The organism is Arthrobacter sp. HMWF013 (assembly GCF_003061105.1).
Classification (GTDB): domain Bacteria; phylum Actinomycetota; class Actinomycetes; order Actinomycetales; family Micrococcaceae; genus Arthrobacter.
Genome location: NZ_QAIQ01000017.1, coordinates 13,370 through 34,360 on the forward strand (window position 1 = coordinate 13,370; position 20,991 = coordinate 34,360).

Genomic DNA, 20,991 nt, shown 5'->3' on the forward strand with positions numbered 1-20,991 from the left:
AGTCAGTGCCCTTCCGGCTTCAGGAGCGGGAAGAGAATGGTTTCGCGGATGCCGACACCGGTGAACAGCATGACCAGACGGTCGATCCCCAGGCCGATGCCACCCATCGGCGGCGCACCGTATTCGAGGGCGCGCAGGAAGTCCTCATCCAGCTGCATGGCTTCGTCGTCACCGGCGGCAGCATGCCGGGACTGTTCCGTGAGCCGCTCGCGCTGGATGACGGGGTCGATCAGCTCGGAGAAGGCCGTGCCGCGTTCCATGCCGCCGATGATGAGGTCCCAGGCCTCGATCAGGCGGCCGTCCTCGCGGTGCGGGCGGGCAAGCGGCTGCGCGGAGGGCGGGTAGTCATAGACAAAGGTGGGGTTCAGCAGCGTGGGCTCCACAATTTCGCCAAACAGCTCCACGGCCAGCTTCTCGGCATCCCACTTCGGGTCCGCCTTCACCTCGTGCTTGGCGGCAATGTCCCGCAGCACCTCCACTGACGTGTCAGGAGTGACTTCCTGGCCAACGGCCTCGGACAAGCCGGGGTAAACGGAAAGCCAGGCCCAGTCGCCGTCGAGGTTGATTTCCCCGGCGTCCGTCTGCAGGGTCCGGCCGGCACCCACAGCGTCCGCGGCGTCGAGGATGATCTCCTTGATGCGGTTGGCCATGACGAACTGGTCCGCCCAGGCTTCGTAGCATTCAAGCGTGGTGAATTCCGGGCTGTGGGTGGAGTCCACGCCCTCGTTGCGGAAGACCCGGCCCATGTCGTAGACGCGGTCGATTCCGCCCACCACGGCGCGCTTGAGGTAAAGCTCGGTGGCGATGCGCAGGGTCATCTTCTGATCGAACGCGTTCATGTGCGTTTCGAACGGACGGGCCAGGGCCCCGCCGTGGACCAGCTGCAGGATGGGCGTTTCCACCTCCACGTAGCTGTGGCGGTGCAGGCTCTCGCGGATGGACCGGGTGATCGCAGCGCGGGTGTAGACCATTTCCCGGGCTTCATCGCGCACCATCAGGTCAACGTACCGCTGCCGGACACGGGTTTCCTCGTTCAGTTCCGCGTGCAGGACGGGCAGCGGGCGGAGCGCCTTGGAGGCCATGGACCATGATTCGGCCATCACGGACAGCTCGCCTCGGCGGGAGGAAATCACCTCGCCCTTGATGAAGACGTGGTCGCCCAGGTCCACCAGGGCCTTCCAGTCGGCGAGCGCTTCCTCACCCACGTTGGCCAGGCTCAGCATGGCCTGGAGCCGGGTGCCCTTGCCGTCAACGCCGCCTTCCTGGAGCGTGGCGAAGCACAGCTTGCCGGTGTTCCGCACAAAAACCACACGGCCGGTGACGCCCACGACGTCGCCGGTGGTGTCATCAGCCTCGAGGTGCGCGTATTTTTCGCGGATCTCGGCGAGGGAGTGCGTGCGCTCAACACCCACCGGATATGCCTCGGTGCCGCGCTCGATCAGCTTGGTGCGCTTTTCCATGCGGATGCGCATCTGTTCGCTGGCGTCGACCGGCTCTGGGGCATTTTTGGGGGCGGGGGTGTTTTGGGAAGTCACAATCCCCAAGTTTACCGGGCGATCGCGCACCCGGCTTCCGGGGGCGGTCCCGGGCATAGACTCGGGCTGTGGAGAAATGGACGGTGGAGACGGACGACGGCGGGCACCTCGACGTGCATTCCTTCCGCACCCCTGTGGAACTGGACCCGACGACGGCGGGGCCTCCCGGCGTCGTACTTATCCACGGCACTCTGGTCACCGACGCCCTCTACCGTCCTTTCGCCCGGAAGCTGAGCGTCCTGCTGGGCCGGCCCGTGCACTGCTACAACAGGCGGGGGCGGGACGGATCATCGCCCCAGCCCGATGACTACTCGGTGAAGACCGAGATCAGCGACCTCGCTGCGGTCCTGCGCGAGACGGGGTCCACTGACGTGGTGGCGCACAGCTACGGCGGATTCGTGGCGTTGCAGGCCGCACGGACCCTGCCGATCAGCAGGCTGGTGACCTACGATGCCGCCGTATCACTCTCCGGAAACCTGAGCCACCGCTGGCGGCCCGAACTCGAGGACGCAGTGACCGCCGGCCAGCTGAACCATGCGTGGGCGCACCTGGTCCAGGGCCTGGCCACTGCCGGCCCCCTGTCCTACCTGCCCCTCGGCGCCCTGCGGATGCTGAGCATCCTCTCGGCCCGGACCAACCTCGGGTCCGAGATGCGCCAGCTGCTGCCCACCGCCGTCAAGGAAATGCGCGCCGTGCTCGACGCCGACGCCGAACTGGACGATTTCATGTCCCTCACCACCCCCATCCTGATGCTGAGCGGCGGCTGGAGCCCCGCGTACTTCGCCGAGACCGGCCGGCAGCTGGCAGCCGCCGTCCCCGCCATCACGTTCCAGGTGGTGCCGGGCCAGCTGCACGAGGGCCCGATCCGTCCCGGCAAGGGCCTTGCCGTAAGGATTGCCCGGTTCATCAACGGCAGCGACGGCCAGCTCCGGGCGCTGGGGAGGCGCCGGTAGTCCTGGAGCCGGCGGCCAGGCCCCCACACTTAGGATGGGGAGCGTGAAAGAACAGGAACTTCCCACGCACGACGGCGGCAGGCTGGCGTTGTACAGCTACGGCACCGACGATGCGCCGGGCGAGCGCCGCGTGGTGGTCATTGGCGGCGCGTTCCTCACCGCCCTGATCTACCGTCCGTTCTCGGTGGCACTGGCCAAAGGCCTGGGCGAAGGCTGGGCCGTGGATGTCTACGACCGGCGCGGACGGGGCAACTCCACCGAACAGCCTTCCGATTACTCCATGGCCACTGAAATCGCGGATGTCCGCACGGTCATGGACGCCACCGGCGCCCGTAACCTCCTGGGCCACAGCCTGGGCGGTTCGGTGGCCCTGAATGCGGTGCAGGAGTTCGCCGGCACTTCCCACGAGCCGGACAAACTGGCGGTCTATGACGCCGCCGTCAACATCGACGGCAGCATGGACACCTCCTGGCTGGACGATTTTGAGGCAGCGGTCAACGCCGGCAATGTAGGCCATGCCCTGGCCCGGCTGAAGAAGGGCATGCAGCCTGCCACCACGCTCTCCAAAATTCCCGAGCCCGTCCTCGCCGGCCTCATGGCCCTGGTCTCCCGCACCAAGGTCAACAGGATGTTCCGCGAACTGATGCCCACCGGAGTCGGCGAACTGCGGGCAGCCTACGACGAAGCCGACCACGTCCGGGACTTCGGCGTCCTGCCCGCCAACACGCATTTCATGGTGGGCGGCAAGAGCCCGGGCTATTACAAGGTCACCGCGCAGCGCCTGCACGCCTCGGTACCAGGCAGCACCTACGAACTCTCGCCCAAAGGCTTCCACGGCTCCATCCCGGCAGCGGTGAATGAGCTGGTCACGGACATCGCGGAGTACTTCAAGGGCTGAGCCTGCTGTCAGCACTCAGGTACCTCCGATAGGCTCGGTTCATGACGCGTGAGAACATCAGAACCCCCGACGGCGGCACACTGGAGCTCTTCTCCACGGGTGCGGAACTGGCTTCGGCCGGTTCCGGCGTGGTGGTGGTGCCGGCTTCCATGGTGACCGCAGCCGATTACACCAAATTCGCGCAGAAACTCAGCGCAGCCCTTGGCCGGCCGGTGCACACGTTCAACCGCCGGGGCCGCGGATCCTCCTCGCCGCAGCCGGAGGACTACACCCTGGATACGGATATCCGGGACCTGGACGCCGTCATGAAGCACACGTCCAGCACCGACGTCTTCGGGCACAGCTTCGGCGGCGCCGTGGCCCTGCACGCGGCGCGTACCCTCCCGGTGGAGCGGCTCGCAGTCTATGACCCGGCGGTGTCCGTGAACCACAGCGTCAAGGCGGACTGGACCGCCGAATATGAAAAAGCCACCGCGGCCGGGGATGACGGCAGGGCCCTCGCCGTCCTGAACAAGGGCCTGGAAACAGGCGGTGCGTTCTCCCGGATGCCGTTGTCCATGCTCACCATCGCGAACAAGCTCACCGCCGCGACCCATGTGGGCAAGCAGCAGCGTGAACTGATGAACACCGGCGTCCGCGAGATCAAGGCAATCATCGCCGCGGACATGCCGGCCGAACCGTTCCTGGCGCTGCCCCTGGAAACCCTGATCGTGGTGGGTGAGAAAAGCCCGGCGTACTTCGGTGTGGCATGCGGCCAGATCCACGACGTCCTCTCCGGCTCCAGCTACACCATCCTGCCGGCCGCCGGCCATGACGGCGTGCTCCGTGCCCCGGAGAAGCTGATCACCGAACTCAGCGAGTTCTTCGCCGGCTGACCTGTGCGCCCCGCCCCATGCACTGCCGGCCGCGTTCAGGGCCAGCCCCGTTCCGGCCCCGCCGCCCAGGCGGCTGGGTGAGCAACCGGTCCCTCCTCGGTGCCGCAGCCGCACTCGCTGCGGCTTCCTTTGTGGGCTGGCTTTGCCTGCGGATCGCCAGGAGTCTGGTGACCCCCATCGTCCAGCGGCCGGAGCGCACCCGGATTCTGGACGTCGACGACGGCTCTGTCACCTTCCGCGCCGACCAGGACACCTCGGCTCCGGGCGTCTACAGCCTGTACTGGGGCAACCGCACCGGGCACGCCCGCATCGGTCAGGTGATATCCAGCGACAACAGGGCCCGCACGGTCACCCGCCGCGTCGAAAAAATCTACAGCGGCCGGCTCGGGCGTGACACTGCGGGCTACTGGTCCGGCTACGTCTACCCAACCCCTGAAGGGGCCGGCCTGCCCTTCGAGGACGTGCAGCTGCCAGGGCCCGCTCCGGCATGGCTCATCCCCGGCACCGCCCAGCGCCCCTGGGTCATCCACGTCCATGGCCTCGGCGGGCGCCGGGCCACCGGCCTCCGCACGGCACCGTTCTTCCAACGGCTCGGCTGCACGCAACTGCTCATCTCATTCCGCGGCGACCCTGACGCTCCCCCGACGCCGGACGGCAAACACCACCTCGGCCTCAGCGAACTGGCGGACGTGGAAGCGGCCCTGGATTACGCGGCTGCGCACGGTGCCGGCTCGATCATCATCTCGGGCTGGTCGATGGGTGCAACCATGGCCTTGGCCGCAGCCCACACCTCCGGCCACCGGGACCTGATCACCGGGCTGGTGCTGACGGCGCCGGTCCTGGACTGGCACCGGACGCTCTTCTCCCACACGGCATCGCGGCGTCTACCCACCGCCCTTGCCATGGGAGTGTTGAGGATCCTCCGCGGGCCGCTGCACCGGTTTGCCGGACTGGCCCAGCCGCTGGATCTTCGGACCCTGGATTTCACCGCTATGGCACCGCCCGTGCCGGCGATCATCCTCCACAGCGTTGGCGATGCCAGCACGCCGATCCGCATCAGCGAGGACTACGCGGCCCGTTTCCCTGACCTGGTGAGCCTGGTCAGGTTCCCGGCCTGCCGGCACACGCAGGAGTGGAACAGGGATCCCGCACTCTGGGAAAATGCGGTGGAAGGCTGGCTTCACCACAACGCGGGGTCACTTAGCGCCCGTTCCGGGCCCCGGATTGAGCGTTAAGTGACCCCGCGTTGGTTGGGAGTGGGTACCCCGCGTTGGTTTGGGAGTGGGGTTGGTTTGGGCGTGGGTTAGTGGGCCGGTCCGTGGCCCGGGGCTGCGCCCTCGGTCTTGCGCATCATCGCGGAAAGCACGACGGCGGCAAGGGCTATGACAGTTGCCGTCAGGAACGCGGCACTCATCCCCGCCACAAGGCCTGATGCCGCGGAGACCACGGCGAAGATGGACACCAGCAACGCGGTGCCGGCCGCGCCGGCGACCTGCTGTGTGGTGCTCATGATCGCCGAGCCGTGCGAGTACAGATGCGGCGGCAACGGGTTCAGGCCCGTGGTGAACGCCGGAGTGAACAGCAGCGCGAGCCCGAAGCTCAGCCCCACATGGAGGGTGACAATCCACCACACAGCAGTGCCGGCGTCGAGCATGGAGAACTGCCACAGGGCCACCACCATCAGGACCGATCCGGTCACGGTGAGCGGCAGGGGGCCGATCCTGTCGAAAAGGCGGCCGATGACCGGACCCAGCAGGCCCATGGCCAGGCCACCCGGGAGCAGCACCAGCCCGGTCTCAAGGGAACCCAGTCCGCGGATTTCCTGAAGGTAGAGGGGAAGCAGAATGACGCCGCCGAAGAGGGCCATCATGGCCACCACCATCAGCAGCACGGAGACAGTAAACATGCGGAATTTGAAGGCGCGGAGGTCCAGCAGGGGCGCCTCAGCCTTCTGCAGCCGGACCTGGCGCAGCACAAAGACCGCCAGGCTGGCGACGCCGATCACGAGCGCGGCAACGGCCGCGGTGCCGGGACCGGCCTGCCCGCCGTGTCCGCCACCGATCTGGCTGAGACCGTAGACCAGGCCGCCGAAGGCCGGAACCGTCAGGAAGACCGAGAAGAAATCGAGCTTGGTCTTTTCTGTCTCACCGATATTGGTCAGGTATTTGGCGCCGATGGCGAGGGCTGCCAGCGCCACCGGCAGGACGAACACGAACATAAAGCGCCAGGTGAAGTGCTCCAGGATCAGCCCGGAGACGGTTGGTCCCATGGCCGGCGCGACCGAGATGGCAATGCTGACGTTGCCCATGACCGCGCCGCGCTTGGCCAGCGGCACCAGCGTAAGGATGGTGGTCATCAGCAGGGGCAGCATGATTGCCGTGCCGCCGGCCTGGACAATGCGGGCCAGCAGCAGGATTTCGAAGCCGGGTGCGATGGCCGCCAGGGCGGTGCCGCCTGCGAAGAGTCCCATGGCGAGCATAAAGACCGCACGGGTGGAGAGGCTCTGGAGAATGAACCCTGTGGTGGGGATGACCACGGCCATGGTGAGCATAAAGCCGGTGGAGAGCCACTGAACGGTGGGAGCATCGACGCCAAGGTCCACCATCAGCCGCTGCAGGGCAACGTTCATGATGGTCTCGTTGAGGATCACCACAAAGGTGGCCACGAGCAGGGTGGCGATGATGGTCACCGACTCGCGGGACATTTTCTCCGTGGCGGGCTGCTTCGTAGCCGCTGTTGGTGCAGGCTGGCCGGGCTGCCCGGCAGCGTTCGGAGAGACTTCTGTAGACATGGGTGTTCCCTCAGGGAGTTTGGAATGTAGTGGCGCGGGCCTGGGAATAAAGTGGCGCGCGAGCATCGTCGCTGCAGATTCCAACACTCTACCCGGTGGAGGAATTCCTCCACCGGGTATTTTTCTTAACCCTGAGGGAACACTTCCGCCTATGCCGTCTGGCCGGCGTGCCGGCCTTCGGAGATTTCCTCCACCACCTTGCTGTTGAAGGCGGGGAGGTCCTTCGGGCTGCGGCTGGTCACCAGGCCCTGGTCCACCACTACTTCCTCATCGCTCCAGTTGGCGCCTGCGTTCTTCAGGTCGGTCTGGAGCGTGTGGTACGAGGTCACGTTGCGGCCCCGGATCACACCGGCGTCGATCAGCAGCCACGGGCCATGACAAATGGCGGCCACGGGCTTGTGCTGCTCGAAGAAGCTGCGCGTGAACTTCTGCGCATCTTTGTCCACCCGCAGATGATCGGCGTTCACTACCCCGCCCGGGAGCACCAGCGCGTCAAAGTCCGAAGCGTCGGCCTCGGCAACCGTGAGGTCCACGTCGAAGGTATCGCCCTTCTCGGTGCCTTTGAAGCCCTGCAGCCGGCCGCTCGACAGGGCCACCAGGGTGGGTTCGCCGCCGGCGTCCTTCACTGCCTGCCACGGGCTGGTGAGCTCGATCTGCTCCACGCCGTCCGTCAACAGGAAGGCAACCTTCTTCCCTGCGATGCTGTGTTCTGACATTTTTCCTCCTTCAGTGAGGCGGACCGGCGTGGCTTCGAGCGCACGCGGGGACCGCTTCGAGAGTTGAGTGTCTGACCCACCCAGCCTAGAAAAGCCTCAAGTCATAAGCAAGCTGACTATCTGGGAATCACTGTAGGCAACAGCGGCGCTAGGTGTACCAGGGCGAAGCTGGGAACCTTCCGCGCGGACGGATCCACTGCGCCGCCGCGGGGAGGTCAGCTGCGGTGGTGCTCGATAAGCCAGCCGGCCATCTGCTGGGCGCGCTTCGCAGCCCCGGTATCGCCTTCGGTGGCCGAGACGATGGAGCCTTTCATCAGGATGTGCCAGGACCGGGAGAATTCCTCGGTGCGCTGCAGGCCTGCCTCTTCGGCCAGTGCCTGCACATGGCCCCTGATCTTTGCCAGGTAATCGATGCTGGCCTTGCCCAGCGGATGGGCGGGACCCATCTCAAGCAGGACGTTGATGAAGGAGCAGGCCTCGAAATCGTCCCGGAGGAACCAGTCACCAAAGACATCAAAGATGGCCAGCAGCTGTTCGGTGGGTGTGGTGCCGCGGAGCCGCGCCTGGCTGACGATGGCTTCTACGGTCCAGAGCTGGTCCCGCTGTTCAAGGAAGGCGAGGACCAGGGAATCCTTCGACGGGAAATGCCGGTAGAAGGTTGCCTTGGCCACGCCCGAGCGTTCAATCAACTCGTTCACGCCCACGTCCCGCACGCCGCGGCGGGAGAAAAGATCATAGGCCACGGCGAGGATCCGGCTCCGCGAATCGGCAGGCCCAAGTACCGCCGCTACCTGTACTTCAGCAGGGGACGGTACGGGATCTGCGCCGTGAATCATCGTAAGAATAAGTTTACCCCTCAGGGGAGACAGACCAGTCTTACTCGCTGTAATGTGTTTTTCAGCGCAGTGCTTCGACGCCGAGGGACCCCATCAGGAATCCACCGGCCTGGTGCAAGGAGGCCCCAATGTCAGCAGAGCGAGTTTTCGAATTTATCCCGAGCGAACAGACCGATCCGTGGATTGAAGGAGCGGCGGCGTCCGCTGAAGTCCGGCAGTTCGCGAAGGAATCCCTGCGATGGCAGGCCCAGGAAATCATCGATGAAGTGCTGGCCGGGACCAACCCCAGCGAGGAACTGGCCAGGGCCAGGCTGCGCCGCTGCGTGGCACAGAACCCCGGCCGGCCGGAACGTGCTCTCCTGCAGCAACTGATGGTCAACCGGGACCCTCAAGGCGAATAGCTCCTGCCAAGCCTGCCCGGTATCAGGAGCTGAGCGGTACGTTGTCTATCAGCCGGACCGGTCCCACCTTGGCCGCGATAAGCGCCAACCCCTCGCCACGGAACGGAACGTTACGGCAGTTTTCGGCGAGCGGCTCCAGGGTGCGCGGATCCACCACGTCGAAGTAGTCCAGTTCAACCAGCGCCTGGGATTCAATCAGCGCCTGCACGGATTCGAGATCTAACGGCTCATTCGCGTTCGCCCGTTCCTCGACGAGCCGCAGCGCCCGCGAGAGCACCAGCGCAGCGTCGCGCTGTTCTGCCGAAAGGAAGCGGTTGCGGCTGGAGAGGGCCAGCCCGTCAGCGGAACGCACAGTGGGCACCGCCACGATGTCGACCGGAAAGTTCAGGTCCGCCACCATGCGGCGCACCAGGGCCAGCTGCTGCGCGTCCTTCTGGCCGAAGTAGGCCCGGTAGGAGGGCAGTCCCCCGCCGCCTCCCGTGACGAAGGCCCCGGTGGCGGGCAACCCGGCTGCGGGTGTGCCGTAGTGCAGCAGTTTGGCAACCACCGTCAGGGCGCCGTCGAAATGGCCCGGCCGGGAGGTGCCTTCCCATTTCTCCCCGAGGGAGCCCGCGCTCACGCGCACCAGCGGCTGGCCACCGGGATAGACCTCCTCGACGGAGGGCGCAAAGACCAGGTCCACACCCTGCTCTTCCAGGAGTGCCAGATCGGCATCAAGGGTCCGCGGGTACCGGTCCAGGTCCACGGCATCACCGAACTGAAGCGGGTTCACGAAGACGGTTGCCACCACCACGTCGTTCTGTTCGACGGCGGTCCGCGCCAACGTGGCATGCCCCTCGTGGAGCGCGCCCATGGTGGGCACGAGGCCCTGTGAGCGGCCCTGTTTGTGCGTGAGCAGGCGGGCACCCGCGTTCCGCAGCTCCGCCGCCGTGGTTACCAGTTGGATGGCCATGTCAGTTTCCTTCTTCCAGCGCAGCCCGGATTGCTCCCAGCTGTTCGGTCTTGAGCAGCCCACGGCTTTCCGCGCGCAGGGCAGTGGCGCGGGCCATGGCGAGGTATGCCTCCAGCACGTCGCCGTGCGCCCCGGCGTCGTGCTCACGCAACGCCTCCGCATGAGCCTGGACGGTACCCACGTCGCCGCGTGCCACCGGCCCCGTCAGGGCCGATTCGCCAGAGGCCAGGGCATTTTCCAGGGTGGCGCGCAGCAGCGGTCCGAGCATGCGTTCGGGCGCTTCAACGCCCACGTCCCGCAGCAACTGGGACGACTGTGCCACGAGGGTCACCAAGTGGTTTGAGCCATGCGCCAGGGCGGCGTGGTACAGGGTGCGGTCCCCCTCCGCGATAGCCACCGGCTCAGCGCCCATCTCCACTACCAGCGCCTGGGCGATGGGCAGCATCGCGGCGTCCGCGGTGACCCCGAATGTACAGTCAAGCAGGCGGGCGAGGTCCAGGCTCATGCCGGTGAAAGTCATCGCCGGGTGCAAAGCCAACGGAATGGACCCCGCCGCCCGGACCGGGCGGAGGACCCCCACGCCGAACCTGCCCGAGGTGTGGGCAACAATCTGACCCGGCTGCCAGGCCCCCAGTTTGGCCAGACCGTCAACCAAGCCGGCCAGGGCGTCATCCGGGACTGCCAGGAGCACCAGTTGGGAGCGCTCCACGATGTCCTGGATCTCCAGGACCGGAACGCCGGGCAGCAACGCCTCCGCGCGTTCGCGGCTGGCGTCGGACACCGCGGAAACCCCGACGACGGCGTGCTCGGCAGCGCGCAGGGCGGCACCGAGGACGGCGCCCACTTTGCCGGCACCAATGATTCCGACGCCGAGGCGTCCGGGCTTAGCCACGTTGCGGGCCTTCCTGTTGGGGTGTCAGGGGCGGGGTGTCGCTGGCCTCAGCAGCGGGTGCCGGCTCAACCGACTCAACGGCTGGCGCGGCACGAGTCCCGGTGGACTCAGCCACCGGCGCCGTGCCCTGGAGGTCCTGCACCACCGGTACCGCCGCCTGGAAGGGCTCCACCACCTGCGCTAGCCAATGCTCGGTGGTCTGACGCTTGCGGGCCAGCCGGGCCCGGGCGGCCTGCGCATCAAAGAGGGCACGGGCCTCGTCCGCGCCGGCCTGGATCAGCCGCGGCGATACAGGGCCGGCCGTGGTGTGCAGGACAAGGTCCGCGAGCCCGAAACGCCGTGCGAGCGGACCCTGGTGCAGGGCCAGTGACTGGGTCCGCTGATGCGGGACCACCACCAACTGCCGCCACCACCGGCCCGAGCGGATCAGGAGGGCAGTAGCGGTGGCCGTGAACCCGTTGCGGCGCCATCCCAGCGGTGCGAGCAGCCTGCCGCGGCGCGGTGTGGTGACAAAACCGCCGTCGGAATCCAGCCCGTTGAGCCCGGCCGCGAAAATCCGCCCGGGTTCGGCAGTACCCGGGTCCGGGAGCACCAGCGAGAGCATGCTCATCACGTCAGGCAGCTTTCCGACCGGCAGCAGTGTGGTGCGCGAAGACACTTCTCCGTTGCTGCCCAGCGCCCCGTACCCGGCAACATTGACCTGGATGCGGTACCAGCCGAAGATACGCCACAGCGGCGGCTGCGAGACTCTCAGGGCCTGGATCCTGCCGGGCGGCAGCGTCTGCGCCTGGGTATCCAGGAGCCCGTAGCGCAGCCGGATCCCGTCCGGCGAAATAGCGGCAGTGAAGTTGTAGCCCTTGTTGAAGGAGCCCCAGTAGCTGGCAGCCAGGCCCAGCGCCGCGGGAATCAGGTAGAAATAGAAGCCGCGGTTCTCCGTCACGGCGGACAGGATCACCGACGCGACGCCGCCCAGGACCACAAAAAAGCTCTGTTCACTCAGGAGGAGCGAACCCACCAGGCGCGACGGCGGCACTGACAGTACGGGATGTTCCGGCGCCTCAGGAGCCGGTTCCTGCGGACGTTCAGGATCCAGGACCACGCCGGCCGCGCGCGCCAGGATGTCCGCCCGGAGCTGCCGGGCATCATCCATGCGCAGGAACGCGAGCCGCACAGCGGATTCGCCGGCGTCCGCCACCTCGAACTTGAGCTCAGCCAGACCGAAGATCCTGGCCAGGAGCGGCTGGACGATGTCGATGGCCTGGACCCTGTCCAGCCGGGCCTGCCGCTGCTGGCGGAAAAGGAAACCCGAGTTCACCCGGACGTAGCCGCCGGACACCTGGTACTTGGTGAAGTACCACTCCAGGACGAAACCGGCCACCGTGGCCAGCAGCACGGCACCACCGGCGGCCACGAGCCAGGGGGCCCTGCCGGCGAAGTCTTCTTCGAAGACAGGCCGGCCCTGCAGCATCCGTTCGAAAATGTCCCGCCCGAAGAAAAAGCCGATGGCTGCCAGCGCCAGCCAGCCACGCACAAAGGGCGACGCCGGGTGGACCCGCAGCCACTCGCCGTCGGGCGTTTTCGGAAGCACTGCAGGCGCGCCGGGCTCCGGAACGTCTGCGGTCACAGTCCTGCCAGCCTGGCTTCGCCCCGGGCTGCGAGCTGCTCGCGCAGGCGGGCGCCCTCCGCAGCGGGCAGGCCTGGGATCAGCGCGTTGGTCCCAGGCGAGGCGGTGTGCAGTTTGAGGGTGCAGAGCCCCAGCCCGCGCTCCACGGGTCCCACTGCGATATCGACGTACTGCATCCGCCCGTACGGTACAGCCATGGTCCGCTGGAAGAAGATGCCGCCGCGGATCAGCAGGTCGTCATCACGTTCCGCATAGCCGATGGCGCGCACCTGGCGCGGGATCAGCGCGAGCCGCCACAATGCCAGGACCAGCGTTACGGCCGGGACGGTGATGGCCAGCCACAGCGGGGGCCACCGCCACCAGCCCGACAGGACAAGTACCAGGGGAAGGGACAGGATCAGCACTGCGGCCAGGTTGGCGATGGCCCACTGCACCAGCCGGACGGTGATGTACTTCGGCGACACGCGCTGCCAGATGATGCCGGGAGGATCAATCGCCTCGGTACGCATATTCGCCTTCCCCTGCGGCTTCGCCCCGCGGGCTCCGTTTGCCCTCGCCGGGCGTTTCGGTGTCTTCGGGCGGGATCTTGCAGAACCGCTCCACCAGCAGCCCCACGACGATCATGACCAGGCCGCCGCCGGCCATGGCGACAGCCACCCAGGTGATGCCCTGGTCACTGCGGAGGTTCCAGATCCGGAGTTGGTCCAGGAAGATCCCCACGTGCCAGCCGAGCAGGACAGTGCCTGCGTAGGCGCAGGCCTGGGCCAGCACCAGCGTCCGGGCAGCGAGGATCGGATTCAGTACAGTCTTTTTCTTGGTGGCGTCGCGGTTGCTGTTACGCCACCTGAGGATCCGGATACCAAGAATCAGGGTGATGGCCACGATCACGCCCATGGAGGCCAGGGCGGTGGCCGGCAGAACCGGGGTGGCCAGGCTGAACCGGCTGGTCACCACCGTGGCCGACCAGCCTGCAATGGCCATGACCAGGCCGATCAGCATCAGGCGGATGGGATTGATGGGCTTCACGGCTACTCCACCGCCCCTGCTGTGGGGACGCCGTCGTAGTCGCCGAACCCGTCAAATGGGGCAAGATCGCCGAAGTCGGCGGCGCGGGCAGCCAGGACGCTGATGCGTTCGCCGTCCAACGTGGCGGCCGGCTCGATCAGGGACCAGGGGTAAAGCACAAAGGCGCGCTTGGCCGCGAGGGGATGCGGCAGCGTCAGCACGGGATCGTCGCTGATGACATCGCCGTAGGTGATGATGTCGACGTCGAGCGTCCGCGGCCCCCAGCGGACCTCCCGCACGCGGTGGTGCTTGTTCTCCACCGCCTGGCAGTGCCTCAGTAATTCAGTGGGATCCAGGGTTGTTTCGACGGTGATGACCATGTTCAGGAAGTCCGGCTGGCCCGCCGGGCCGCCCACCGCTTTGGTCTGGACCACAGGGGAAACAGCGAGCAGCCGGACCTCGGGCGGGTCCACCAGGTCCGCAACAGCTTCGGACAGGGTGTCGTTCCGCTCGCCCAGGTTGCTGCCGAGCGCCAGCACAGCCTTGGTATAGCCGGTCATGGCTGCGGCCCGCCTGGTGGGGCAGCCTCTGTGGGGGCATTTTGCTGCCGGGCACGGTGGACGCTCACGGCCACATCACCAAAAGGCACCTCAATGGGCGCCTGCGGCTTGTGAACGGTGATGTCCACCGCCTCGATGGTGAAGTCCCTAAGCAGCGAATCGGCGATCCGGACCGCGAGGGCCTCGATCAGGTTCAGCGGCTCCCCGGTGATCCACTCCTTGATCCGGTCCGCCACCTCACCATAGTGCGCGGTGTCCCGGACGTCGTCGGATTCAGCGGCCTTGGCGAAGTCCAGATGGAGTACGGCGTCCACCACAAACGGCTGGCCGTCGCGGCGTTCAAAATCAAACACGCCGTGATAGCCGACCGCGGTGACCCCGCTCAGCGTAATCCTGTCCATGGGTCCCCCGGCCCTAGTGGTTGGTGTGTGCAGCAGCCAAGCGTGAGGCGACCTTGACGGCGTCAAGGCTGGGTCCGACGTCGTGCACGCGGACTGCCCAGGCGCCACGGGAGGCGCTGATGGCAGTGATCGCTGCCGTGGCGGCGTCGCGTTCTTCCGGGGCGGCGGACTTGCCGGCCACCGTGAGCAGCGTGCCGAGGAAGCGCTTGCGGGATGCAGCCACCAGGACTTTGTGCCCCAGTCCCGCCAGCTGGTCGAGGTTCTGCAGCAGTTCCCAGTTCTGGGCGTCGTTCTTGGCGAATCCCAGGCCCGGATCGACAATGATCTGGTCCGGGGTGACACCGGCTGCGTAGAGCTTGTCCCGCACTCCGGCGAGCTCCGCAACCACTTCGCCGGCGACGTCCTGGTATTCAGCCAGGGAGTTCATGGTGCGGGCGTCGCCGCGGCGGTGGGTGAGCACGTAGGGAGCCTTGGACGAAGCCACAAGTTCCGCCATCTCGGGCTCGATGGTGAGCCCCGAAACGTCGTTGATGATGGCCGCCCCGGCCTGCAGGGCAGCTGCGGCGGTGGATGCGTGGGTGGTGTCGATGCTGACCAGGGCTCCGGCCTTGACCAGGGCCTGGATGACCGGGACCACGCGGCGCTGTTCTTCTTCCGGGTTTACGTCTTCGGCTCCGGGCCGCGTCGATTCGCCGCCGACGTCGATGATGTCCGCTCCGGCGTAGAACATCCGCAGGCCGGCCGCGATAGCGGTGTCTGCGGTGGCGTGCTTTCCGCCGTCACTGAAGGAGTCCGGGGTGACGTTGAGGATGCCCATGACCAGGGTGCGGTCCGTGGGCAGGTCTGCGAACCTGGCGGCCGGGCGCGGTTTGCGCAGGATGGGCAGCGGCGATGTTGCCGGCCCGGTTCCCGGGGCTGCTGCAAGTGAGTCCATGGTCTGATTGTTACCTTCCGAGAATGAGGCTCATGGCTTCGGCACGGGTGGCCGGGTCATGGAGCTGCCCGCGGACCGCGCTGGTGACGGTCTTTGCTCCGGGCTTGCGGACACCGCGCATGGACATGCACATGTGTTCGCATTCAACAACGACGATCGCGCCACGGGGTTTGAGGTGGGTGACCATCGCTTCGACGATTTCCGTGGTGAGGCGCTCCTGCACCTGCGGACGGCGGGCATAAATGTCCACCAGCCGGGCCAGCTTGCTCAGCCCGGTCACTTTTCCGTCATGTGAGGGGATGTAGCCCACGTGGGCCACCCCGTGGAACGGCACCAGGTGGTGCTCGCACGTCGAGTAGAAGGGAATGTCCTTGACCAGGACCAGTTCCTCGTGGTCAAGGTCGAAGGTGGTGGAGAGGACGTCCGCGGGATCATGGTGCAGCCCCGCGAACACCTCGGCGTAGGCCTTGGCGACCCGTTTGGGGGTGTCCTGAAGCCCGCCCCGGTCCGGATCTTCACCGATGGCCAGCAGGATTTCGCGGACGGCAGCTTCAATCCGCGGCCGGTCCACCTTTTCGTGCTTCTTGTGGTGGGATCCACCCTCTGCGGGGTGCATGGCGGAGTCGTGGGCGTCGTCGTCGTCGAAGTGATTCACAGGAGAAAGCTTAGCCGCGCAGGGCGTCGGGCCCCGAGTCGGGGATGCCGCCCTGGAACGGAGCGTCCTCCGGCACACCCTGCGGGTGCGGCGGCTGGGCGTCCAGCGGTTCGTCGAGGCGGGCCTGCTTGGCTTCCTCCTGGGCTTCCCGTTCGGCCTTCTCCTGGCGGGACTCCACCGGGCCGGCCTGCTGCACCGGACGGGACTCCTTGGACAGCCAGACTTCCCGGAAGTCGCGCTTGCGGATGTCGCTGAAAATATCGGCGATCTCGGCCTGGTTCAGGGTTTCCCGTTCCAGGAGTTCGAGGGCCAACTGGTCCAGGACGTCGCGGTTCTCGATCAGGATGGCGTAGGCCTCGTCGTGGGCCTGGTCAATCAGGCGCCGCACTTCCTCATCCACCACATAGGCGATCTGATCGGAGTAGTTGCGCTCGTGCCCGGCATCGCGGCCCAGGAACGGCTCACCGCCGCCCTGGCCGAGGCGGACAGCGCCGACGCGCTCGCTCATGCCGTACTCGGTAACCATCTTGCGGGCCGTGGCAGTGGCCTTTTCGATGTCGTTTGAGGCGCCGGTGGAGGGATCGTGGAAGACGATTTCCTCAGCCACGCGGCCGCCCATGGCGTAGGCCATCTGGTCCAGCAACTCGTTGCGGGTCACGGAGTATTTGTCGTTGTCCGGCACCACCATGGTGTAACCCAGGGCGCGGCCGCGGGGCAGGATGGTGATCTTGGTGACCGGCGCGGAGTTCCGCAGGGCTGCCGCCACCAGGGCGTGGCCGCCCTCGTGGTAGGCGGTGATCTTGCGCTCATGTTCCTTCATCACGCGGCTGCGCTTCTGCGGGCCGGCCATGACGCGGTCGATCGCCTCGTCCAGGGCGCGGTCATCGATGAGGTTGGCGTTGGAGCGGGCCGTCAACAGGGCGGCCTCGTTGAGCACGTTGGCGAGATCGGCACCCGTGTAGCCGGGGGTCTTCTTAGCCACGCTCTTGAGGTCAACACCGGGCGCCATGGGCTTGCCCTTGGCATGGACCTGGAGGATCTGGTCACGGCCGATCAGGTCCGGCGCCTCAACCGTGATCTGGCGGTCGAACCGGCCCGGACGCAGCAGTGCCGGGTCCAGGACGTCCGGACGGTTGGTTGCCGCGATGAGGATGACGTTGGTCTTGACGTCGAAGCCGTCCATCTCCACCAGGAGCTGGTTGAGGGTCTGCTCGCGTTCGTCGTTGCCGCCGCCGATGCCGGCGCCGCGGTGGCGGCCGACGGCGTCGATCTCGTCAACGAAGATGATGGCCGGGGAATTGGCCTTGGCCTGTTCGAAAAGGTCGCGGACACGGGAGGCGCCCACACCGACGAACATCTCCACGAAGTCGGAACCGGAGATCGAGAAGAAGGGGACTCCGGCTTCACCGGCGACGGCGCGGGCCAGGAGGGTCTTGCCGGTTCCGGGAGGGCCGTACAGCAGCACGCCCTTGGGGATCTTGGCGCCGACAGCCTGGAACTTGGCGGGTTCCTGCAGGAATTCCTTGATCTCCTGCAGTTCCTCGACGGCCTCATCCGCACCGGCGACGTCCACAAAGGTCACCTGCGGCATGTCCTTGTTGACCATCTTTGCCTTGGACTTGCCGAACTGCATGATCTTGGAACCGCCGCCCTGCATACGGGTCATCAGGAACCAGAACAGTGCGCCAAGGAGGATCACGGGGATCAGGAGCGAAAGCAGGCCGGAGAACCAGTTGCTTTCGATCGGCTGGTCGGTGTAGCCGTTGGCGGGCTTGGCGGCAGTGACGGCCTTGACGACGTCGGCGGCGCGGGCGTCAACGAAGAAGAACTGGACGCTCTTGCCCTTGTCCTGTCCGTCGACGGTCAGGTTGTCCTTCAGCACCAGGTCAACGCGGTTTTCGCCGTCGAAGATTTTTGCCTGCTCCACCTTGCCGCTGTCGGCGAGGAGCTCCAGGCCGTTATCTGTGTCGATCCGTGCCGCACCGCCGGGAGCCAGCGTTGCAAAGGCCACGAGGAGCATGGCGATCACAACAACGATCCAGATGCCCGGGCCCTTGAAGAAACTCTTAGCTTTCATCTGTTCGGGGGCTGGCCCCGTCCCTCCTGGTAGTGCTGCACGGCGAGTGGTCTGCGCGCGTGATGGTGCTGCGTCAGCTTCTAGCTATACACCGTCCGGTGTAATTCACGCATGGAGCCGCCCAAAAGTTCCCTCTGGGCGTAGCGGAACCGGTGCGCGGCCATGGCCGGCGGCAAGGGGGCGGGTTACTCGTAGACGTGCGGGGCGAGCGTGCCCACGAAGTCCAGGTTGCGGTACTTCTCGGCGTAGTCCAGGCCGTAGCCCACGACGAATTCGCTGGGGATGTCGTAGCCGACGTACTTGACGTCGATCTTGACCTTGGTGGCTGCAGGCTTGCGGAACGCGGTGCAGATTTCCACTGAGGCAGTGCCGCGGGATTCCAGGTTGGTCTTCAGCCAGGAGAGCGTCAGGCCGGAGTCAATGATGTCCTCTACGATCAGGACGTCCTTGCCCATCAGGTCCGTATCGAGGTCCTTGAGGATGCGGACAACCCCTGAGGACTGGGTGCCGGAGCCGTAGGAGGAAACTGCCATCCAGTCCATGGAGACGTGGCTGTGGAGCGCGCGGGCGAGGTCTGCCATGACCATCACTGCACCTTTGAGGACGCCGACGATCAGGAGATCGCGGCCTTCGTAGTCCTTGTCGATCTGGGCAGCGAGTTCACCGATCCGCTGTTGGATCTGTTCCTTGGTGTAGAGAACGTGCTTGAGATCTGCCTGGACGTCGTTTGAATCCACCAATGGCTCCTGTGTAGATACGGAATGCGGGATGCGACTAATTTTTGGGCGGTTTTTGAGGCCGGAATACTAGCTTCCCACAGCGGGCACCTTCGCGGGGAACGGGATTGCCGCCCTCCGCCCGGCCGGCAGTGGGGGCGGCCGTGTCCGTGCCGTCGGGTTCCGCCAGCCGGGCCAGCGAGAGCCGGTACACACTCACGCCGCCCGGGAGCTCCACGGGGCCTGCGGAACCCTGCCGCCGCAACAGCGCTTCCGCGGCCAGGAGGCGCTGGTAGCTGGGCTGTTGGCCCCCGACGTCGGCGGCGGCTTTGGCGATCACCCGGAACCTGATGGCCGGGGCAAGCCGGCCCAAAGCTTCTTCCGGAAGGCTCAGTTCCTGCCCGGACCGCTCCACCAGCGCTGCGAACGTGCTGTTTGCCACGTCCTCCAGATAATCGGCGTCCAACTGCAGGATGGCCGCCGTCCGGGCAAGCGATTCAGCGACGCCGGGGCCGAGCTTTTCCTCCAGCAGCGGCAGGACCTCCACGCGGGTCCTCGACCGGGCGAAAGCGGGGTCTGCATTGCTGGGATCGTGCCAGGGTTCGAGTTCCTCCGCGGCGCAGATTGCCAGGGTGTCAGCGCGCCGGAGGCCCAGGAATGGCCGCAGCAGCAGGCCGCGGGCGGGCCTCATCCCGGCGAGGGAACGGGTGCCGGATCCCCGTGCGAGGCCGAGCAGGACCTGTTCGGCCTGGTCGTCCAGGGTGTGGCCGAGGAGGATTGCGGCGGCGCCCTGGGCGTGGGCTTCCGCTTCCAGCGCCGCATGGCGTGCGTCCCGGGCGGCCGCTTCCGGGCCCATGCCGGTGGGCGCAACCACCACGGTCCGGACTTCCACCGGCGCAAGCCCCAGTTCCTGCAGGGTCAAGGCGGTCCGGGCGGCCACCCCGGCTGAGCCGGCCTGGAGCTGGTGGTCCACCACCACTGCGCCTACTGTTACCGGACGGCCGTCCACGTGCCCGCGCCGGGCGAAGTAGGCCGCCACGGAGGCCAGCGCCAGCGAGTCCGGTCCCCCGCTGCATGCCACCAGCACGTGCGCCGGATAGCCGGCGTCGGCCAGCGCGTTCTGCAGGGCCTTGCGCGCAGTGCCGACGACGGGCGCAAGCCTGCCGGGCCGTCGTCGTCCGCTGTGAAAACCGGTGGTGGCGTCAGGCAACTACAGGCCCATCCGGTCCAGCCACAGCTTGGCGTCGTGGATTTCGGGTTCGGTGGGAAGGTGGTCAGCGGACTCCCACACCCTGTTGAAGCCTTCCATGCCGGCCACGTCCACCACGGCACGGACAAACTTCGCGCCGTCGGAGTACTGCCGCATCTTGGCATCCAGCCCCAGCAGGTTGCGGATGAATTTCTCCATCACACCGCGGTCCTTGCCGCGGTCCGTGAAGCGCTGCCGGATGGTCTTGACGGACGGGACAATACTGGTGTCCACGGCGTCCATCACCACGTTGGCGTGGCCTTCCAGCAGGCTCATGACCGCCGTCAGGTGGGAGATGGCGGCCTTTTCCTCGGGATTCTGCAGCAGGTCCAGGATGGCGCCCCGGCCGGGGGTATCGCCCGTGGCGCTGCGGTCCTTGAGGGATCGGGCCGCGGCGGAGGCACGTTCCATCAGGGTGTCCACGTTGCCCAGGAGGTGCCCGCTGAGGTCATCGATCTGCTCGAGCATGTGGTGGCGGAGCCACGGCGCGGCCGCGAACTGCACCCGGTGGGTCTGCTCATGCAGGCAGACCCAGAGGCGGAAATCCTCCGGAGTGACATTGAGTTCACGCTCCACGGAGACGATGTTGGGTGCCACCAGAAGCAGCCTGCCGCCCGCCGGCGCTTTGGAGCCTTCCGCGAGCGCCGCGAAGGGATCGTACTGGCCCAGGACCTTGCTGGACAGGAACGCCAGGACCGCGCCGAGCTGGCTGCCGGTGATGGCTCCGCTGACGCTGGCGGCGGCGGGGCTGACGGTGCCGCGGCGGCTGGCAAGCATCTTTTCCATGGCGGGCTTGAGCATCACGGCGAAGCTCTGCGTGTTGGCCTTGGCCCAGTTCGCCCGGTCCACCACCAGGACCGAAGAGTCCCGGAGGTCCTTGGCCGCGTCAAGGCCGGTGATCTCGTGGACGTGCGGCACCGA

22 protein-coding genes are annotated in these 20,991 nt (G+C 66.6%); 5 read left to right on the forward strand and 17 right to left on the reverse strand.

From position 1 onward, the window contains the following. Positions 1–2: 2 nt before the first annotated feature. Positions 3–1,535, reverse strand: a complete 1,533-nt coding sequence (gene lysS / locus DBR22_RS00670) for a lysine--tRNA ligase (RefSeq protein WP_181364966.1) — start codon at positions 1,533–1,535, stop codon at positions 3–5. A gap of 68 nt (positions 1,536–1,603) precedes the next feature. Here lysS and DBR22_RS00675 point away from each other — a divergent pair, with 68 nt between their 5' ends. The 4 genes from DBR22_RS00675 (at position 1,604) to DBR22_RS00690 (ending at position 5,496) form a co-directional block, all read left to right on the forward strand. Beyond that, a complete protein-coding gene (locus tag DBR22_RS00675) occupies positions 1,604–2,488 on the forward strand; it encodes an alpha/beta fold hydrolase (RefSeq protein ID WP_108597316.1) in 885 nt (294 codons plus the stop codon). 34 nt (positions 2,489–2,522) lie between these two features. Next, on the forward strand, positions 2,523–3,386 hold the full coding sequence (locus DBR22_RS00680) for an alpha/beta fold hydrolase (protein WP_375134860.1): 864 nt from the start codon (positions 2,523–2,525) through the stop codon (positions 3,384–3,386). 41 nt (positions 3,387–3,427) lie between these two features. Next, positions 3,428–4,261, forward strand: coding sequence for an alpha/beta fold hydrolase (locus tag DBR22_RS00685; protein ID WP_108597317.1), 834 nt, complete (start codon positions 3,428–3,430; stop codon positions 4,259–4,261). A gap of 77 nt (positions 4,262–4,338) precedes the next feature. Then, the gene (locus DBR22_RS00690; protein WP_181364967.1) at positions 4,339–5,496 is read left to right on the forward strand and encodes an alpha/beta hydrolase family protein; all 1,158 of its coding nucleotides are present in this window, start codon (positions 4,339–4,341) and stop codon (positions 5,494–5,496) included. A gap of 68 nt (positions 5,497–5,564) precedes the next feature. On the opposite strand, the gene DBR22_RS00695 is transcribed toward DBR22_RS00690, so the two are convergent. From DBR22_RS00695 to DBR22_RS00705, 3 genes are all read right to left on the reverse strand, one after another. Beyond that, complete coding sequence (locus DBR22_RS00695; RefSeq protein WP_108597319.1) at positions 5,565–7,052, reverse strand: DHA2 family efflux MFS transporter permease subunit; 1,488 nt, start codon at positions 7,050–7,052, stop codon at positions 5,565–5,567. Between the two features lie 149 nt (positions 7,053–7,201). Beyond that, positions 7,202–7,768, reverse strand: coding sequence for a type 1 glutamine amidotransferase domain-containing protein (locus tag DBR22_RS00700; RefSeq protein ID WP_108597320.1), 567 nt, complete (start codon positions 7,766–7,768; stop codon positions 7,202–7,204). Positions 7,769–7,983: 215 nt separating this feature from the next. Beyond that, positions 7,984–8,604 carry a TetR/AcrR family transcriptional regulator gene (locus tag DBR22_RS00705; protein ID WP_108597321.1) on the reverse strand — a complete coding sequence of 207 codons (621 nt, stop codon included), beginning with the start codon at positions 8,602–8,604 and terminating at the stop codon, positions 7,984–7,986. Positions 8,605–8,732: 128 nt separating this feature from the next. Here DBR22_RS00705 and DBR22_RS00710 point away from each other — a divergent pair, with 128 nt between their 5' ends. After that, positions 8,733–9,005 (forward strand): hypothetical protein, encoded by a 273-nt coding sequence (locus DBR22_RS00710; protein WP_108597322.1) that lies wholly within the window; start codon positions 8,733–8,735, stop codon positions 9,003–9,005. Positions 9,006–9,027: 22 nt separating this feature from the next. Here DBR22_RS00710 and DBR22_RS00715 read toward each other — a convergent pair whose 3' ends face one another. The 13 genes from DBR22_RS00715 to DBR22_RS00775 form a co-directional block, all read right to left on the reverse strand. Next, positions 9,028–9,957 carry a 4-phosphopantoate--beta-alanine ligase gene (locus DBR22_RS00715; protein ID WP_108597323.1) on the reverse strand — a complete coding sequence of 310 codons (930 nt, stop codon included), beginning with the start codon at positions 9,955–9,957 and terminating at the stop codon, positions 9,028–9,030. 1 nt (position 9,958) lies between these two features. Further along, positions 9,959–10,849, reverse strand: a complete 891-nt coding sequence (locus DBR22_RS00720) for a Rossmann-like and DUF2520 domain-containing protein (protein ID WP_108597324.1) — start codon at positions 10,847–10,849, stop codon at positions 9,959–9,961. Then, positions 10,842–12,473: a PH domain-containing protein gene (locus DBR22_RS00725; protein WP_108597325.1), complete on the reverse strand. Its 1,632-nt coding sequence runs from the start codon at positions 12,471–12,473 to the stop codon at positions 10,842–10,844. The genes DBR22_RS00720 and DBR22_RS00725 overlap by 8 nt, the downstream gene beginning before the upstream one ends. Further along, a complete protein-coding gene (locus DBR22_RS00730; protein WP_108597326.1) occupies positions 12,470–12,982 on the reverse strand; it encodes a PH domain-containing protein in 513 nt (170 codons plus the stop codon). The genes DBR22_RS00725 and DBR22_RS00730 overlap by 4 nt, the downstream gene beginning before the upstream one ends. Beyond that, the gene (locus DBR22_RS00735; protein ID WP_108597327.1) at positions 12,963–13,499 is read right to left on the reverse strand and encodes a DUF3180 domain-containing protein; all 537 of its coding nucleotides are present in this window, start codon (positions 13,497–13,499) and stop codon (positions 12,963–12,965) included. Before DBR22_RS00735 ends, DBR22_RS00730 begins: the two co-directional genes overlap by 20 nt. Positions 13,500–13,501: 2 nt before the next feature. Beyond that, entirely contained in the window at positions 13,502–14,038 is a 537-nt protein-coding gene (gene folK, locus DBR22_RS00740) for a 2-amino-4-hydroxy-6-hydroxymethyldihydropteridine diphosphokinase (protein ID WP_108597328.1), read from the reverse strand. Next, positions 14,035–14,439, reverse strand: coding sequence for a dihydroneopterin aldolase (gene folB / locus DBR22_RS00745; protein WP_108597329.1), 405 nt, complete (start codon positions 14,437–14,439; stop codon positions 14,035–14,037). The genes folK and folB overlap by 4 nt, the downstream gene beginning before the upstream one ends. A 13-nt stretch (positions 14,440–14,452) precedes the next feature. Then, positions 14,453–15,373 (reverse strand): dihydropteroate synthase, encoded by a 921-nt coding sequence (gene folP / locus DBR22_RS00750; protein WP_108597330.1) that lies wholly within the window; start codon positions 15,371–15,373, stop codon positions 14,453–14,455. A gap of 10 nt (positions 15,374–15,383) precedes the next feature. Further along, complete coding sequence (gene folE, locus DBR22_RS00755) at positions 15,384–16,028, reverse strand: GTP cyclohydrolase I FolE (protein WP_108597331.1); 645 nt, start codon at positions 16,026–16,028, stop codon at positions 15,384–15,386. 10 nt (positions 16,029–16,038) lie between these two features. Further along, positions 16,039–18,105, reverse strand: a complete 2,067-nt coding sequence (ftsH, locus tag DBR22_RS00760; protein ID WP_108597332.1) for an ATP-dependent zinc metalloprotease FtsH — start codon at positions 18,103–18,105, stop codon at positions 16,039–16,041. 185 nt (positions 18,106–18,290) lie between these two features. Further along, the gene (hpt, locus tag DBR22_RS00765; RefSeq protein ID WP_108597333.1) at positions 18,291–18,842 is read right to left on the reverse strand and encodes a hypoxanthine phosphoribosyltransferase; all 552 of its coding nucleotides are present in this window, start codon (positions 18,840–18,842) and stop codon (positions 18,291–18,293) included. 37 nt (positions 18,843–18,879) lie between these two features. Continuing rightward, complete coding sequence (tilS, locus tag DBR22_RS00770; RefSeq protein WP_108597337.1) at positions 18,880–19,947, reverse strand: tRNA lysidine(34) synthetase TilS; 1,068 nt, start codon at positions 19,945–19,947, stop codon at positions 18,880–18,882. Between the two features lie 84 nt (positions 19,948–20,031). Continuing rightward, positions 20,032–20,991 (reverse strand): zinc-dependent metalloprotease (locus DBR22_RS00775; RefSeq protein WP_108597338.1); only part of this gene is annotated, 960 nt, incomplete at its 5' end.

Excerpts from the sequence above, each read along its gene's own strand:
- DBR22_RS00680 (WP_375134860.1), top strand. The coding sequence starts at position 2,523 with ATGGGGAGCGTGAAAGAACAGGAACTTCCCACGCACGACGGCGGCAGG.
- DBR22_RS00685 (WP_108597317.1), top strand. The coding sequence starts at position 3,428 with ATGACGCGTGAGAACATCAGAACCCCCGACGGCGGCACACTGGAGCTC.
- DBR22_RS00695 (WP_108597319.1), bottom strand. The coding sequence starts at position 7,052 with ATGTCTACAGAAGTCTCTCCGAACGCTGCCGGGCAGCCCGGCCAGCCT.
- DBR22_RS00700 (WP_108597320.1), bottom strand. The coding sequence starts at position 7,768 with ATGTCAGAACACAGCATCGCAGGGAAGAAGGTTGCCTTCCTGTTGACG.
- DBR22_RS00705 (WP_108597321.1), bottom strand. The coding sequence starts at position 8,604 with ATGATTCACGGCGCAGATCCCGTACCGTCCCCTGCTGAAGTACAGGTA.
- DBR22_RS00710 (WP_108597322.1), top strand. The coding sequence starts at position 8,733 with ATGTCAGCAGAGCGAGTTTTCGAATTTATCCCGAGCGAACAGACCGAT.
- DBR22_RS00715 (WP_108597323.1), bottom strand. The coding sequence starts at position 9,957 with ATGGCCATCCAACTGGTAACCACGGCGGCGGAGCTGCGGAACGCGGGT.
- DBR22_RS00730 (WP_108597326.1), bottom strand. The coding sequence starts at position 12,982 with ATGCGTACCGAGGCGATTGATCCTCCCGGCATCATCTGGCAGCGCGTG.
- folK (WP_108597328.1), bottom strand. The coding sequence starts at position 14,038 with ATGACCGGCTATACCAAGGCTGTGCTGGCGCTCGGCAGCAACCTGGGC.
- folB (WP_108597329.1), bottom strand. The coding sequence starts at position 14,439 with ATGGACAGGATTACGCTGAGCGGGGTCACCGCGGTCGGCTATCACGGC.
- folP (WP_108597330.1), bottom strand. The coding sequence starts at position 15,373 with ATGGACTCACTTGCAGCAGCCCCGGGAACCGGGCCGGCAACATCGCCG.
- ftsH (WP_108597332.1), bottom strand. The coding sequence starts at position 18,105 with ATGAAAGCTAAGAGTTTCTTCAAGGGCCCGGGCATCTGGATCGTTGTT.